This window comes from Chitinophaga sp. sic0106 (assembly GCF_019219075.1).
Taxonomy (GTDB): Bacteria; Bacteroidota; Bacteroidia; order Chitinophagales; family Chitinophagaceae; genus Chitinophaga.
In genome coordinates this window covers 109437-127128 of the sequence record NZ_JAHUWJ010000016.1, presented here as the reverse complement: position 1 = coordinate 127128, position 17692 = coordinate 109437, and the positions used below count along the sequence as shown (strand labels likewise).

The 17692-nt window shown below is 49.2% G+C and carries 6 protein-coding genes; all 6 read left to right on the top strand.

The genetic code is table 11. The features are described 5' to 3' along the window. Window positions 1–153: 153 nt before the first annotated feature. The gene (gene atpB / locus KW844_RS21530) at window positions 154–1293 is read left to right on the top strand and encodes a F0F1 ATP synthase subunit A (protein WP_255578569.1); all 1140 of its coding nucleotides are present in this window, start codon (window positions 154–156) and stop codon (window positions 1291–1293) included. Window positions 1294–1330: 37 nt separating this feature from the next. Then, window positions 1331–1603, top strand: a complete 273-nt coding sequence (gene atpE / locus KW844_RS21525) for an ATP synthase F0 subunit C (protein ID WP_073084048.1) — start codon at window positions 1331–1333, stop codon at window positions 1601–1603. A gap of 82 nt (window positions 1604–1685) precedes the next feature. Beyond that, complete coding sequence (gene atpF / locus KW844_RS21520; protein WP_218378848.1) at window positions 1686–2180, top strand: F0F1 ATP synthase subunit B; 495 nt, start codon at window positions 1686–1688, stop codon at window positions 2178–2180. Window positions 2181–2237: 57 nt separating this feature from the next. Beyond that, window positions 2238–2795, top strand: coding sequence for an ATP synthase F1 subunit delta (gene atpH / locus KW844_RS21515; protein WP_218378847.1), 558 nt, complete (start codon window positions 2238–2240; stop codon window positions 2793–2795). Window positions 2796–2877: 82 nt separating this feature from the next. Further along, window positions 2878–4455 (top strand): F0F1 ATP synthase subunit alpha, encoded by a 1578-nt coding sequence (gene atpA / locus KW844_RS21510; RefSeq protein ID WP_218378846.1) that lies wholly within the window; start codon window positions 2878–2880, stop codon window positions 4453–4455. 237 nt (window positions 4456–4692) lie between these two features. Further along, on the top strand, window positions 4693–17535 hold the full coding sequence (locus KW844_RS21505; RefSeq protein ID WP_218378845.1) for a gliding motility-associated C-terminal domain-containing protein: 12843 nt from the start codon (window positions 4693–4695) through the stop codon (window positions 17533–17535). Window positions 17536–17692 lie beyond the last annotated feature (157 nt).

Sequence of the window (17692 nt, the reverse complement as noted above, 5' to 3'; positions counted from 1 at the left end):
CGATCAGGATGGAGTTGTAATCGAGTGATTATCAACATCCTTATAATATACCTTCCTTTTTTTTCATCATTGCTGAATTTTTGAGATAAAAGTGGTTATCTTTGCGCAAAATTTCAGAAAGCGGTGATTTCATTCAGTCGGTTCAAACATAGTATGGTAGCACTTGTGATGGTTTTAGGCCTTCACGGTTTTAGTAATTCTTCTTTTGCAGCTGCAAACAATGAAGGTGGCCATGGCGCTGAGCATCAGGAAGCTGGTGCACCGGCGGCTAAAAAACCTTTCGATGCGAAGGAAGTAATCCTGGGTCACGTGAAGGATGCCCACGATTGGCATATTATGGATCTCAATGAGCATACTCCTGTAACTATTCCGTTACCTGTGATCATTTACAATCCGGTTCGTGGTACTTCATCTTTTATGTCTTCTGCTTTCGAGCATGGTCATAAATCCCATGATGGTTATCAACTGGTTACCAAGCACTACCTGGAAGAGAAGGGTCTGGGCGAGAAATTCGCTACCGGAACTATCATTGCGGTGGATGCGAATGACAATCCAACCGGTGAAAAAATCTACGATTTCTCTATTACCAAGAATATCACTTCCATGATCATTGCGGCTATCCTGTTAGTATGGATGATGCTGAGTGTGGCGAAGGCCTATAAAACCCGTGGCAGCAAGAAAGCGCCTAAAGGTTTCCAAGGTCTGATTGAGCCGGTAATCATTTTCATGAGAGATGAGGTGGTGAAACCTAACATTCCTGGTAAAGCGGCGGACAAATACACGCCATTTATTCTGACTGTATTCTTCTTTATATTGATTAACAACCTGTTGGGTCTGTTACCAGGTTCTGCCAACGTAACCGGTAACATTGCAGTAACTGCGGCGCTGGCTATCATTGCCTTCATTGCGATTCTGTTTGCTTCCAACAAGCACTACTGGGGTCACATTATTAACCCTCCGGTTCCTGGTGGTGTGAAAATCATCCTGGCTCCCGTGGAGCTGATTGGTGTGTTCACCAAGCCGGTATCCCTGGCTATCCGACTTTTTGCCAACATCCTGGCGGGTCACATTATCATTCTGAGCATTATCTCTCTGGTATTTATATTTGGAGGCATCAGCGCAGTGGCTGGTTATGGCTTCCTGCCTATCACTATTCTGTTCAACATCGTAATGATGATGCTGGAATTGCTGGTAGCGTTTATCCAGGCGTTCATCTTCGCTACGCTGACATCAGTATTCATTGGTCAGGCGATGGAAGGTGGTCATGATGATGCACATGGTGCACACCACTAATCAATTAGTTAATTTTTAATTCAAATACATATTCATTATGGCACTTTTGACTGTTTTATTGCAGGCTGCTAACGAAGCTGCTGCGTCTGCTTCAGGTTTAGCTAAAGCTGGTGGTGCAATCGGCGCTGGTATCGCTGCTATCGCGGCTGGTATGGGTGTTGGTAACATCGGTAAGAGCGCGCTGGAATCTATCGCTCGTCAACCAGAAGCTGCAAACGACATCCGTGCAAACATGATCCTGGCTGCTGCGCTGGTTGAGGGTGTTGCTCTCTTCGGTGTAATCGCTGGTCTGTTGGCTGTTGTGATGTAGGCCAAACTCTTTACTGCATCCGGCGCACAGGGCAATGGATGCAGTAATCTTTACAAACACAAAAAAATTAAATCCTCGTAATATGGATCTGTTGATACCAGCGGTCGGCTTATTTATCATCTCCTTTGTAATCTTCGTTATTGTATTCCTCATCCTGAAGAAATTTGCCTGGACTCCAATCCTGGCGGTGCTGAAAGAAAGGGAAGGATCTATTGCTGATTCTATCGCTTCTGCAGAAAGAGTGAAAGAAGAAATGGCGCAGATGAAGGCAGAACATGAACATGTACTGGCTGAAGCAAAAGCAGAAAGAAGTAAAATCCTGAAAGAAGCTAAGGATGCAAAAGATATGATCATCGGCGAAGCTAAGACCCAAGCACAGGCGGAAGCTAAAAAGATCATCTCTGAAGCATATGCCGCTATCGAAAGTCAGAAAATGGCTGCGTTAACGGAAGTGAAAAACCAGGTGGGTAACCTTGCTATCGAAGTAGCTGAGAAAATCCTGAGAAAAGAACTCTCTGATAAATCAGCACAGGAAGGTTATGTAAAAGAACTGGCACAGGAAATCAAATTGAATTAAGAATAAGGCAGTTCATCAGTCCAAACAGCTGGTGGAAGGCTAAAAGCTATAAGCGATATGCAGAATCCCCGTTTAGCATCCCGGTATGCAAAATCATTGATTGACCTGGTTCTGGAAAAGAATCAGCTCGAAGAAGTGCATAACGATATGCTGTTTTTACAACAGGTGATGAAAACAAACCGCGACCTGGTGCTGTTACTCAAAAGCCCGATCATTAAGGCGGATGCGAAACTGAAAATCCTGGACGCAGTGCTGAATGGCCGTGTATCTTCAACTACACAGCTGTTCATCAAATTGCTGGTAAATAAAGGCCGCGAAAGCAACCTGCCTGAAATTGCCGCGGAATTTGGAAAACAGTACAATGTGATCAAAAACATTGCTACTGTAAAAATCACTACCGCCGTTCCTATGGAACAAGCAACGCTGGATATGATCAAACAGCGCGTGGCTGACGGTACACAGCAGGTACAGCTGGAAGCAAAGGTTAAACCTGAGCTGATCGGTGGTTTCGTACTGGAAGCTGGAGATCAGTTGTATGATGCTTCTATTCAGAACGAACTGAATGGCCTCAGACAACAATTCACAAAGAACATTTACGTATCAGAGATACGCTAATAATACAGCAGCCGCTGCGTACACGCAAAGCTGTTGTCGTTACAATCAATTACTCTAACGACTCTTTTTAAAAAGCATAATTATGGTTGATATTAAACCTGATGAAATTTCGGCGATATTACGCCAGCAGTTAAGCAACTTCAATGCTGATGCGAGCCTGGAAGAGGTAGGTACAGTATTGCAGGTGGGTGATGGTATTGCCCGCATTTACGGTTTGGGTAACGTAGGTTACGGTGAGCTGGTTGAATTCAGTAACGGTGTTCAGGCAATCGCTTTGAACCTGGAAGAAGACAACGTAGGTGTGGTATTGATGGGTGAATCAACAGGTATTAAAGAAGGTGATAAAGTACGTCGTACCAAAAAAATCGCATCTATCAACGTAGGTGAAGGTATGGTTGGTCGCGTAGTAAATACCCTGGGTCAGCCAATCGATGGTAAAGGCCCTATCACTGGTGAACTGTACGAAATGCCACTGGAGCGTAAAGCACCGGGCGTTCTGTTCCGTGAACCAGTAAAAGAACCACTGCAAACAGGTGTTAAAGCGATCGACGCTATGATTCCTATCGGCCGTGGTCAGCGTGAGCTGGTAATCGGTGACCGTCAGACTGGTAAAACTGCCATCTGTATCGATACCATCATCAATCAGAAAGAATTCTACGAAGCTGGTAAGCCAGTATATTGCATCTACGTAGCAATCGGTCAGAAAGCATCTACCGTTGCCGGTGTGATGAAAACTTTACAGGAAGCAGGCGCTATGGCTTACACTACCATCGTAGCTGCTAACGCTGCTGATCCTGCTCCGCTGCAGTTCTACGCTCCATTCGCTGGTGCTGCTATCGGTGAGTTCTTCCGTGATAGCGGTCGCCCTGCACTGATCGTATACGATGATCTGTCTAAACAAGCCGTGGCTTACCGTGAGGTGTCCCTGCTGCTGAAACGCCCTCCAGGTCGTGAAGCATACCCTGGTGACGTATTCTACCTGCATAGCCGTCTGCTCGAGCGTGCTGCGAAAATCATCAACAAAGATGAAATCGCCCGCCAGATGAACGACCTGCCAGAATCAATCAAACACCTGGTAAAAGGTGGTGGTTCCCTGACAGCACTCCCGATCATCGAAACTCAGGCGTCTGACGTATCGGCATACATCCCTACCAACGTAATCTCCATCACCGATGGTCAGATCTTCCTGGAAGGTAACCTGTTCAACGCCGGTATCCGTCCTGCGATCAACGTAGGTATCTCCGTATCCCGCGTAGGTGGTAACGCGCAGATCAAATCCATGAAAAAAGTATCCGGTACCCTGAAACTGGACCAGGCACAATATCGCGAGATGGAAGCCTTCTCCAAATTCGGTGGTGACCTCGATGCTGCTACCAAAGCGGTAATCGACAAAGGTCAGCGTAACGTGGAAATCCTGAAACAGGCACAGTACAGCCCTTACTCTGTAGAAAAGCAAGTGGCTATGATTTACCTGGGTACCAACGGTCTGCTCCGCGAAGTGCCAGTTAAACAAGTACGCGCTTTCGAAGAAGCTTTTCTGAACGAAATGGATGTTCGCCTGCCAGATGTACTCCTCGAGTTCAAAAAAGGTAACCTGCCAGAAGATGGTATCAAGAAAATGGTTACACTCGCAAATGAACTGAAACCAAGATTCGCATAAGCGAATAAAATAATATAGAAAAGGCTCTCCGGTATCCGGAGAGCCTTTTTTCGTTTTACTGCCCTTCTCCACTCAGCCGCGTGGAGAAGGGCAGTTTACGTTCCGGAACCTTCGGTTCAGGAACGTAAACTGCGAAATATCAACGGAATTTGAACCCAAGCCCCTGCTAAATGGTTAAAGATCAACTGACCTGTTTGCTCCCATACCAGCATCATCTGCCTCCCTAAAAACCAATTTATGGGTAAGTTTATACTGCGTTACACTATTCTATTGTTCTGTACTATTCTTGTAGCTTCCGGACAAGCCACCATGGCTCAAAACCCGGATATGACGATCACAAAAACAAATTCCGGCAATCTCCGTAAGAGCCTAACGGGTACGTATACCCTAACCGTAAGAAATGTAGGTACCTCCAAACAAGGCGGCAACCTGGTAACGGTAACGGATGTACTGCCCACCGGCCTTATCCCCGGTACACCTACCGGTAACGGATGGACGATTACCACCACCGGCAATACCATCACCGCCACCAGGTCAGACGTGATCGGCGGCGGCGGTGACAACTACCCCGCTATCACCATACCGGTAAAAGTAGCCTCCGATGCACCCAATACCATCAGCAATACCGCCACTGTTGTCACTCCTAACGATAATAATACTGCCAACAACTCCACCACCGATGTGATAGACACCCGCCGGCAGATGGATATGGAGGTGACATTCATTGAAACCCCCACCAACGCCTGCGTCAACAGTGCCTATACGATACAGGTAGGTATCCGGAATAATGGCCCGGATTCCGCTGTCAACGCTAAATTACAAGTGGGTGTTACCACTACGGTCAATAACATCTCCCTGGTAAGTAAAAATATAACTGCCGGTGGTGGCTCCTTTGGCACCGGTAGCGTGGTAAACAGCATTTATATTGACTCCATAACCCTGACACCTAATGGGATGGCCACTTTTGTGTTTAATGTGCTGGTCACCCAGCCCGCACCGGCAAACCTTGGCATCGTGGAAGTAGCCGTGATAAGATCTGGTACCGACCTGGATACGGACGCTTCCAACCCAAATAACCAGGTGCCCGGCAACGAGCAGGAAGAATGTAATGCGGCCCCTTCGGGCGGCGGTTGTAATAATATAAAGAGAGATACAACCCTCGTGGCGAACGCCGTTACGGCTAATGCAGGACCCGATCAGAATAATTGTGAAAACAGTGGGGCTAACCTCCAGGGAAATAACGTTACCGGCGTATGGACACAGGCCTATGGCCCTACTACCGCTACCATCAACAATCCTACCTTCCCAAATACCAATGTGAATAACTTACAGTATGGTACCTACGCTTTTGTATGGACCGTATCCAACGGTGGTTGTGGCAACGCGTCGGACACAGTGCTGATCACTAACTGGCAGCAACCTACGCCTTCCCGCCCGGGTGGCGATGCTACCATCTGCGGCACCTCGTATACCCTGCAGGCAGAACGCCCTACTGCCGGAACCGGCGTGTGGACCCAGTCCTCAGGACCCAATACCGCTATTTTCGATAATGCTTCAAATCCTAATGCCACCGTTTCAGGGTTGATCGAAGGCGCCTACGTGTTTGTATGGACCACCTCGAACGGACCCGTATGTCAGCCCAACTCACAACAGGTAACCATCCGCGTAAATCGCGGTACCACCACCGCCGATGCCGGCCCGGATCAACAGATCTGTAACGCCACCTCCACCACCATGCAGGCCAATACCCCCGGCCAGAATGAAAATGGTAACTGGGCGCAGATAGCCGGCCCGGGTCAGGCCAACATCCTGAATAATGGCAGCCCTACCACAGAGATACAGAACCTGCAAACAGGCACCTACTCCTTTGTATGGCGTATCCAGGGCGGTAGCTGCCCCTCCTCCCAGGATACGGTGAACATCACCGTGGTTACCGGCGGTGGTACCGCCACCGCAGGTCCGGACCAAACTAAATACAACAGTGGTGTTTTTGTGATGAATGCCAACAGCCCCGCAACCGGTACCGGAACCTGGGCAGTGATCGCCGGCAGCGCCAACATCTCCAATATAACAGACCCCAATACCACCGTAACGCTGCAGCCCAATACCAGCGCCACGCTTACGTGGACAATCAATACCGGCGCCTGCGGCAATGCCGTAGTTACTGTAGTACTGCAATATATTTCCCAGGCGGATGTGCGAATCAGTAAAACCGCAGCCGGAACTTATCGTACAGGCACTACCGTTACCTACCGCCTGCTGGTGGAAAACCTGGGCCCATCTGATGCGCAGGGAGTTACCATTACGGATGTAGTACCTGCCCAACTCAGCAATGTTACCTGGAATGCGACTACCACCGTGGCAAATGTGCTCATTACACCTGTTGCTGGCAATGGTAATAATATCAGTGCGGTAGCCAATATTCCGTTTGTTCCCGGAAATCAGATATCCATTACCGTTAGAGGTACGGTAGACTCCTCCGCAGTTGGTGGTACGGTCATTACTAATACCGCTACCGCCAGCGCCGCCACAGGCGTGCCTGATCCGGATATGACCAATAATACCTCTACCGTCAACGGCACTGTACCCAATAATCCGCCGATTGCAGTGGACGACCTTTACGCAACACCCAGAGATGTTCCGGTTTCCGGCAATGTAGTTGCCAATGATTATGACCTCGAAAATGATCCACTAACGGTAACGACTACACCGGTTTCCATGCCATTACATGGCACCGTGCAATTGAATGCGGACGGTACTTTCACCTATACACCATCACCGGGTTACCAGGGTACCGACCAGTTTACCTACCAGGTATGTGATTCCCACGGTGCCTGCGATAATGCCGTTGTGTACATCAGTGTGACCCCACCGGTGCTGAATATGGCAGTGGATAAATCGGCCAACGTGGCTACAGTAGCAGCGGGTGGAGCACTCACTTACACTGCCGTGGTTACCAACAACGGTCCTTCTACTATCTACCCCAATGAAACATTTATAGTCAGAGATACCTTGCCTACCGGCTTCATCCTGCAAAGCAGCAGCATTTCCCAGGGTACTTTTGACCAGGCCAGCGGCAACGTAACGGGCGTAACACTGGCACCACGACAAAGTGTAACCATCACTGCTGTGGGGGCCATAGCACCAACTTACCAGCAACCATCCATTACCAACAGGGTTACGGTGTATCCGCCGGCTGGTTCAGTAAACAATGGTAACCCAAGAGATTCGGTTACTACACCTGTAACCAAGGCAGTGGAAGTAGTAGTTACTAAAACGGATAACAAACTCACCTATACCCCGGGTACTGCTAACAGCTATACAATCACAGTTACCAACAACGGGCCTTCTGACCTGATTGGCGCTACCATTACAGACCCTTTCCCTCCAGGCATCACACTGGGATTATGGACCATCACCTCCAGTGCCACTATCCTCCAAAATTCTTCGGGTTTGGGGCAGATCAACCAGCAGGTTGATATTCCGGCAGGAACCACGCTAACGATCAGGTATACACTTTTTATCCCGTCTGACTATACCGGGCAGTTGGTAAACACTGCAACCGTTACTATCCCTGACGGCTATACGAATATTAACCCTGGTGGCAATACCGCTACGGATATTGATAACCAGGAAAGCCGCGTGGATATTACCACACAAAAGACTGGTCCGGCCTCAGTGGCTGCAGGTGAGCCAATGAGTTACACGCTGGTGATCAGCAATGCCGGTCCTTCTGATCTGGTGAATGCCACCGTGCAGGATCTGCTGCCAGCGGTGCTTACCTCTCCAAGCTGGACAGTTACCTCTGCAGGCAGCGCTACTGCTACACCTGCGAGCGGTACGGGTAATGTGAACTTTAATGCCAATATTCCATATGGCTCGGGCAATACCTTAACAGTATTGATATCAGGAACAGTAGCAGCCGATGCTACGGGTACGCTTACCAATACAGCCACCGTTACACCTCCCGGAGGCATCGCAGATTCCTCCAACCAGGTAAACACAGTGATCACCAGTAAAACCGGTATTAACATACTTAAAACCGGTCCTGCCTCCGGGCATATAGTGGCAGGTGATCCTATCAGTTACACCGTTACGGTCACCAACAGTGGTCCTTCCGATGCTACAAATGTAGTATTGAGAGATACAGTGCCTGCCGGCATCACTAATGTATCGTGGCGCATTACTGGCAGCGGAGGCGCAGCAGTAGCCGCCGGTGGAGCAGCTTCCGGTACAGGAAACATCATAGGCTCCACGGTGGATATTCCAGCCGGCACCGGTAGCCAGATTGTGTTGACAATAAATGGTACCGTAAACCCGGATGCAGCGGGCATCCTGAGCAATACGGCTTATGCCACAGCAAACGGCACTACTAAAGAGGCGAATAACAAAACTATCGTAGAAAATGAACCTGCGCTAAGCATTGTGAAGGCCGGCCCGGCCACCGCAGATGCAGGTGCGGTGATTACATACACGCTCAATGTCACTAACAGCGGACCTTCCAATGCGGTTAATGCATTGATTGCAGATGATTTGCCGACGTCACTGACTAACGTATCCTGGACAGCCACAGCTGTAGGTGCAGCTGCTATTAAATCAGGAGCCGCTGGTACCGGCAACACGCTCAATGTAATAGCAGATATTCCTGCAGGTACAAATAATATCGTTACCATCACAATTACTGCTACCATCAGGCCATCAGTGATGGGAGTGATCGCCAATGAGGGCCGCGTAACAGTGAACAATGACCAAACCAGCTCTAACAGGGTAGAAACTATTGTTAACAGCAATTCGCAGTTACAGGTAGTAAAAGCCGGTCCTGCCACCATAGCAGCCGGTGGTACAATCACCTATAACCTCACCATCCTGAACCCGGGTCCCTCAGATGCGGCTGTTGTTATGCTAAAAGATACATTCCCTGCCATGTTAAGTAACATGGTAGTCAAAACCTCTACGGAAGGTAGTGCAGCCGTTACCAACGTAATTACCAATGGGAATGTGCTGGAAGTGGTAGGTAATATTAAGGCCGGAGCGGGTAATGCCATACATGTTACAGTGAACCTCCTGGTAGACCCGACATTTAGCGGTACTATCACCAACCAGGCAACGGCTGCAACCGGCAATGGCACCAGCTATCCATCCAATGTGGTCACTACGGATGTATTGAGTCAACCTAAACTGCAGGTAGTAAAAAGTGGTCCTGATACTGCCACAGCGGGCCTGGTACTAAATTACCTGGTTCGTGTTTCCAATTCGGGGCTTTCTGATGCGCAACAGGTAGTTATCAGCGATGTAGTGCCGGCAACACTCACCGGCGTATACTGGACTACAGCTGTTGCTGGTGCAGCCACCATTACCAGCGGCGCCACCGGCACCGGTAATAATGTAAGCCTCATCGCTAACATCCCTCATGGCGCCGGCAACCTGGTCGATATATTTATCTTTGGGAAGTCCGCACCAGGATTCCAGGGCACCATACAAAACGTAGCTATGGCCACACCTGGCGGTGGTACCGCTGTTCCGAGCGATACGATTGCTACCACGATTGTGAGTCGCCCGCAACTGCTGATTCAGAAATCAGGACCACAGCAGGTAGTAGCCGGTGGTAAAGTGGTGTACACAATTGATGTAACCAACCAGGGGCCATCAGATGCAGCAGATGTGGATATCTCCGACATGGTACCAAAAGAAATGATCAATGTAACGTGGACAACCTTTACCAGTGGCGGCGCCACCATTATTTCAGGTGCTACCGGCACAGGTAACAATGTGGTTACGCACGCCAGTATTCCTGCATCTAACGGCAATGTACGGATCACAATAAATGCTACTGCTGATCCTTCCGCAGCCGGAACGGTATTAAACCTAGCAGCCGAAACTATTGATCATATCGATTCTGTGAAATCCACCGTACAAACGCTGATCCTGAATAATCCGGCATTGGTACTACAGAAAACGGGTCCTGATACCATCAGTGCCGGTAAAGTGATCAATTACACATTGATAGCTACCAACCTCTCCACTGCAAACGCTAATAATATCACCTTGCAGGATGTGGTGCCGCAGGAAATCACTAATGTCACCTGGACCGCCAGTATTACCGGCAATGCTACTATTGCTACAGGCCAAACAGGCACGGGCAATAATGTGTTGATCACCGGGAATATCCCCGGTAATACAGGTAACCATATATTCGTGAATGTGGCGGGTACGGTACGTCCTGATTTTACGGGTACATTCCGTAACATTGGCGCCATATTTACCCCAGGCAATGCCATTAACTACAGTGATACCATTGTAACTACGGTAACGAATAAGCCCAATGTAAAAATTGTTAAAACAGCACCCGACTCAGTGGCCGCAGGCGGTATAATCAATTTCTCTTTGTTGGTGACCAACAGTGGTCCTTCTGATGCTACTAATCTTAATATTACCGACCCCTTACCTGCTACCCTGCAAAATGTAACGTGGACCTCTGTTTCATCGGGAAATGCGAGTGTGGTATCAGGTGGTGGCAGCGGAAATAATTTGCTGGTAACAGGAAATATTGGTGCTGGCGCTAATAACTATATCCGCATTAATATCAGTGCCACAGTAGATCCTGCCTTTACCGGAATTATTACCAACAGCGCGCTGGTAAATATGACCGGCTTACCGGTGGTAAGCTCTAATGAAACACAAACGGTAGTATACCGTAAACCTGGATTGTCAATGGCCAAAATAGGCCAAACCAGAGCCAATATAGGGGGGCAAATCAACTATAGCATCGTGGTGCGAAACACCGGGCCAAGTAACGCAACTGGCGTCACTATCTCCGATATTGTGCCTGCGGATATTATCAATGTAACGTGGAATGCATTGGTAACAGGCAATGCACAAATTACCTCTGCATCTTCCGGAACGGGTAATTCTGTTAACATTACCGGGAATATCAATGCCGGTGGTACCAATGCTATTTATGTGTCGGTACGTGGTACTGTAAAACCGGATGCCACTCCGTCTACCCTACAAAATATTGGACGAGCCAGCTCACCGGACCAGGCCGAAATAACCGATACGGTAAACACCAGCCTGATATATAGTCCGGGCCTGCAATTACAAAAATCAGGTCCTGCTGCTCTGCATCCGGGTGATGCGGTAACTTATACCATTAATGTGAGTAACTCAGGACCATCTGATATTCCAACCATGAATATCGGTGACGTAATAAATCCGGGTATCCTTAACCCGGTTTGGAACGTTACCACCACTGGTAATGCTACTGTGAGTGCCACATCAGGCACAGGTGATATTAATCTTACTGCTGGTATTGCTGCCGGTAATGGCAACCGTATTCTTATTACGGTGAGTGGCCAGCTGGACCCGGCCTATCAACAAAGCACGCTGACGAACACCGCAGTGGGCGCGATTCCCGGTAATCTGCCGGTAGTATCGAATGTTAATACCACCATTACTTCCAGGGCTGATATGAAGCTGACGAAGAGTGGGCCTTCACTGGCCGCTGCCGGTGAAAATATTACTTACACGCTTACACTCTCCAATGCCGGCCCTAGTAACGTATACGGATATACGTTTAATGACGTAATACCATCCGGCCTCACCAATGTAACGTGGACGGCTACCCCAACAGGCGCAGGCGCTACTGTATCAGCAAACAGCGGCACGGGTAATGTATCCTTTACCGGCGACTTACCTGCCGATGTGGCCAGCATTCAGGTAGTGATTCATGCCACCGTGAAACCGGATGTACAGCCGGGAAATATTATCAATACAGCTTCCGCCATTGCTGTAGGAGTGCCGCAGGCTGTTGCTACATTTGTAACTGCGGTGTCCCAACATGCGGACCTGGCCATCACTAAGTCGGGTCCCGCTACCATCCGGGTCGGACAAAATGTGACATATACCATTAAGGTGACCAACAATGGTCCTTCCGATGTATTGGGTGCAACTATTGCAGATGTGGTGCCGGCAGGTATTACGATTACCAGTGCTAGCGCCACTACCACCGGTAATGCCAGTGCTATGTCGCCTTCTATTGTGGGCCAAAACGGATCATTGGTCGTAAATATTGCCGCCGGTGCCGGCAATGCAGTCATTGTTACTATCAATGGTATAGTAACGCCGGCTGTAGCAGCCAGTATCACCAACACCGCTACTGTTACACCTCCTGCGGGAATGACGGACGATAATCTCACCAATAATACCAGTACCGTTACCTCCACTACCAGCACATTCGTAGGAGGCGCCGTGGCTAAATCAGGTCCTGCCCTTGCACATATAGGTGATACTATACAGTATGTGATGACGATTGATAACAATGGTCTGACTGACCTGAATGGCATTGCATTTACGGATAACTTGCCGGCCGACTTGCAGGTGATAGGCTGGAATGCAGTGCCAACGGGTAATGCATCCATCACTCCATCGACAGGTACCGAAAATAATATAGCCGCCACCGTGAATGTAGGAAGTAGTCTTTCAGGAGTTATTACTATTACGGCAGATGCTATTGTATTATCTACAGCGGGAGCAACGGTTACGAATACCGCCACGCTGGGCACTGCTCCGCCACAGTCCTCCACAGTGGTCACTAACATTGATAAGTCAGTAAATCTGAGGATCAATAAAACAGGGCCGCTGGCCTTGCAGGCGGGCCTGCCCATCACTTACACCATTACAGTTTCCAATGGTGGTGCGGCTGATGTGGTAAATGCACTGACAGCCGATACGATTTCATACGCCATCCTGAATCCAACGTGGACAGCAGTAGGGCAGGATGGTGCTACAGTTACCACCGGCTCAGGAAGTGGAGATATTTCCCTGAATGCTTCTATTCCTGCCAGACAAGGCAGTGTATTCATCACCGTTAGTGGTACTGTGGATCCGGCCTTCCAGGGAGTGATCACTAATACAGCGGTGGCTACGCTGCCTGCGGGTGTGAGCGGTCCATCGCCGGTAACATCCGTGGTGAACACCGTAGTATCGGCCAACACCGCATTACAGATCCTTAAATCAGGTCCGGATGCAGCTGCTTCCGGCGGTCATGTGAGTTATGTGCTACAGGTGTCAAACCCGGGTCCGGCTACTGCCAATGGTATTACTATACTGGATACCATCGCCGCTTCACTCACCAACGTTAGCTGGACGGCCAGTGCTATCAATGGTTCCATCGTCAGCGGTGCCACTGGTACAGGCAACCTGTTGAATGTGCAGGCTAACTTGTCTGATGGTGGTATTGCCCGCATTTTTATAGAAGGTGATGTACGTACCGACTTCACCGGCACGATCCTGAATACAGGCCATGCCGCTCACGGAGGTACCGATTACGCCAGCAACCAGGTACAGACGGTGGTAACAACCCGGGCAGGTATTTCCATCAACAAATCAGGTCCGGCTGCTGCACAGGCTGGCGCACCAATCGACTACGTAATCACGGTCATCAATCGTGGCCCTGCCGATGCTATCGGCGTTACTATCGGCGATCTTATACCGGCGCAGATACTTAACCCTGTGTGGACTGCCGTCGCGGAAGACAGTGCTGTAATAACCAGCGGTGCTACTACTGATATTCCTGGTAACGTGGTGCTCACAGCCAATATCAGGGCTAATGCGGCCAGCAGGATCGTGGTGAATGTACACGGTACAATTGATCCGGCATTTACAGGTACTATTACGAACGTAGGCCAAACACAGTTGCCGAACCAAGCCATACTTACTGATACGGTGGTGACCAATGTGTCTAACTTTGCCGGCCTTGACCTGCACAAAACAGGCCCTGACAGTGCCGCTGCAGGGTCCTTGATTACATACAGTGTATCCGTGGTTAACAACGGTCCATCAGCAGGTACCGGCATCAGGATAGTAGATACGCTGGCAGCTACTTTACAGGATGTACACTGGAGTGCCAGGGCTAATGGACGGAGCAGCATCCAGGGAGGCAACGTCATCAACAAAACAGGGAACCCTGATTTTACTGCTGATATGCCTGCCGGTGTAGCCAATAGTATATTGCTGACCATCACCGGAAAAGTAGCACCGTCCTTTACCGGCACTATCAGTAATTATGCAGTCGGTGTGGTAAACGGCGTAAATGTGCCTTCTAATACTGTTAATACAATTGTAGCTTCCAATACTGCTGTAAGCATTACTAAAACAGGTCTGCAACAGGCAAATGCAGGTGGGCGTGCTACCTATGGCATCGTTGTAACCAATGCCGGTCCTTCAGATGCGCCGGCTATCCAGGTGAGTGATATTATTCCTGCCGCCATCCAGGGGGCTGCCTGGCAGGCAACAGCACAAGGCAGCGCTACCATCAATGGTGGTACTTCCTTATCAGGCACCGGCAACATCTCCTTTACCGGCAGTATACCAGCGGGCAGTAATAATTCAATATTAGTGAGCTTAGTGGGTACGATAGATACCACTTTCTCTGGTGTGCTCACTAACACGGCCACGGCACAAACAGGTGCACTGATCGATAGCAGCACGGTAGCCACCAATGTGATCTCCGATCCAAAGGTGACCATACAAAAATCAGGACCAGATACAGTATCCGCAGGCGCTGGTATTACCTATTCGCTGGTGGTACAAAACACAGGATATGTGCCGTTAAACAGCCTCCGTATCACGGATGTGGTGCCTGCCAAAGTTCGTAATGTGACCTGGAGTGCTGTGGCCACTGGCGGTACCATTACCGGCGGCAGCAGCGGCAGTGGTAACAATGTTTTAGTAAATGGTACACTGGGCGTAGGCACGCAGAATAATATTACCGTAACCATCACTGGTACCGTGAATCCGTCTGATACTGGTGTAATCAGTAATGTTTGCCATGTGGCTGAAGGTAACCAGATACTCGACAGGGACCATGTGGTAACGGCCATTACCCAGAATGAAAATGTACAACTTACAAAATCCGGCCCGGCAAGAGCCGCCAGCGGCAGCCGAATTACCTACCTGATCGATGCTACCAACTATGGTCCCAGTGACCTGATAAATGGCTTGATCTCTGATGTGGTAGTGCCAGATATTCATAATGTAACCTGGACGGTTAGCACCTCCGGAAATGCGGTGTTAACGTCACCGGTAACCGGAAGTGGTAACAATGTAACGGTAACGGGTACACTGCCTGCGGGTGATAGTAACCACGTGCATATTGTGGTACATGGTACTATTGATCCGGCATTTACAGGAAGGTTGGTAAACGTGGCCACTGGACGTGATACAAAAGGCCGTTCTCAACAGGCAGCGGTTGTCACGCTGGTAACCAAACAAGCGGCGCCTGGGATCGCCAAAACGGGCCCTGCTACCGCTAATGCCGGGGAGGCTGTGAGCTACCAGATTTCTGTGAGTAACCTTGGAACTTCCAACATTGACGGTGCTATTATCACGGATACAGTCCCCGCATTGCTGACGAATGTTACCTGGTCTGCCTCCGGCGTAGGAACTGCGTTTATCACCGGGCCAAGTACCGGTAGCGGCAATAACATCTCCCTAAATGGTTCCATACCGGTAGGTGCCGCTAACTCCATACAAATACGCGTTACGGGCCGTATTCCTGCTAATACCACCGCTGCCAGTATTAATAATACGGCCGTGGTGAAGGCTACTGATGGTACAACTGCACGCTCTAATATGGTGGTAACAACCATCAATAAGAGCTTTGCATTGAAGGCCGTGAAAACAGGTCCGGCCAGGGCTAATGCGGGTGATAGCATCACCTACGTGCTGCGGGTAACTAACAGCGGGCCAACTGATGGCGCAGCTGTAACCATTGGTGATGCATTGTCAGCAGCTAATTTCAGCGGCTATAAATGGGTAGCTACCCCTGTAGGCAGGGCTACACTCAATAGTATTGCAGTGGGCACCAATACGCCTATCAATGTATTAGGTAATTTACCTGCGGGAGATACTAACGCCATTGTGATCACTATCACGGCACGAATCAGGGCTGACTTCAGCGGGCAGATTTCCAACACAGGCACGGCAGCGGTGGGTAGCGTCGTAGTTAATTCAAACACGGTGTTAACTACCGTTACGAGAGTAGCGGACCTTATGATTACTAAACTCGGTGACCTGGAACTGGAAGACGGTGCCTTTATTACCTACACACTGATAGCCCGTAACAATGGCCCGGCAGCCGGCGACGGTGCCGTGATTACCGACCTGATTCCTGCCAGAATAACAAATATCAGCGCTGGTGTGGAAACTACTTCCGGAGGTGCCGGTAATGTACAACTAACAGTTGTCAATAACCAGCTACGTGCTACAATAGGTACTTTCCCGGTAGGTAGCAGCGCGATCATTGTCATAAAAGGTCAGGTGACTGGTATCGGTATTGTAACCAATCAGGCCTTTATTGTGACGCCAAACGGGGTAACAGATCCGATACCGGACAACAATTCCAGCAGGGTAATCAACTCAGTTGTAACGCAGCAGAACAAAACAGACCTGCGGCTCACCAAAACCTATCAGGGAGCAGCCTCCCTGCATGTAGGCGACCGGGTTGTATTTGACATAGCTGTTACCAACGCAGGACCAAGGCTAACCAGACTCGTAACGGTAAGGGATACTCTGCAGGCAAACCTGGAGTTGGTCGGCCAACCTACGGTTAGTACCGGCAGTGTCACCTACGATGCCGCCAGCAGGATACTCACCTGGAGCATTGGCGCCATGCAGGTAAATGATGTGCATACCATGGCATTAACAGCCAGGGTAACCAATACCGGCGCAGTTAAAAATGCCGCAGCAGTTACCGGTCTGCTGCCAGACTTCGACCTGTCAAATAACTACGACACTACCGAAGCCATACCGGTTACCGGTGATGATATCTTCCTGCCAAATATCATTTCCCCTAATGGCGATGGTAAAAACGATTACTTTAAAGTGCCAGGCATCGAACGCTATCCAAACTCCACGCTGCTCATCTATAACCGCTGGGGTAACCAGGTGTACCAGTCCAAAAATTATCATAATGAATGGGATGGTAATGGCCTCAATGAAGGCACCTATTTCTATATTCTCCAACTCAATACCGGTAACGGTGACAGAGAATATAAAGGCTGGATAGAACTGGTACGGTAGAAATTCAAACCATTTTCACCGGTGTTTTACACCGGCAGAGAGATGGAGAAAAAGCTCGCTACCAGTAATTGTTTGCGCCTGAATCCTTTACTGGTATAGCGTTGTCGGTAAAACGCCTTAAATATTCGGTGAAAATTGACCGAATATCTGAGGCGTT

What these genes read in the sequence shown, in the direction of transcription:
- atpB (WP_255578569.1), top strand. Translation starts at nt 154, where the DNA reads ATGGTAGCACTTGTGATGGTTTTAGGCCTTCACGGTTTTAGTAATTCT.
- atpE (WP_073084048.1), top strand. Translation starts at nt 1,331, where the DNA reads ATGGCACTTTTGACTGTTTTATTGCAGGCTGCTAACGAAGCTGCTGCG.
- atpF (WP_218378848.1), top strand. Translation starts at nt 1,686, where the DNA reads ATGGATCTGTTGATACCAGCGGTCGGCTTATTTATCATCTCCTTTGTA.
- atpH (WP_218378847.1), top strand. Translation starts at nt 2,238, where the DNA reads ATGCAGAATCCCCGTTTAGCATCCCGGTATGCAAAATCATTGATTGAC.
- atpA (WP_218378846.1), top strand. Translation starts at nt 2,878, where the DNA reads ATGGTTGATATTAAACCTGATGAAATTTCGGCGATATTACGCCAGCAG.
- KW844_RS21505 (WP_218378845.1), top strand. Translation starts at nt 4,693, where the DNA reads ATGGGTAAGTTTATACTGCGTTACACTATTCTATTGTTCTGTACTATT.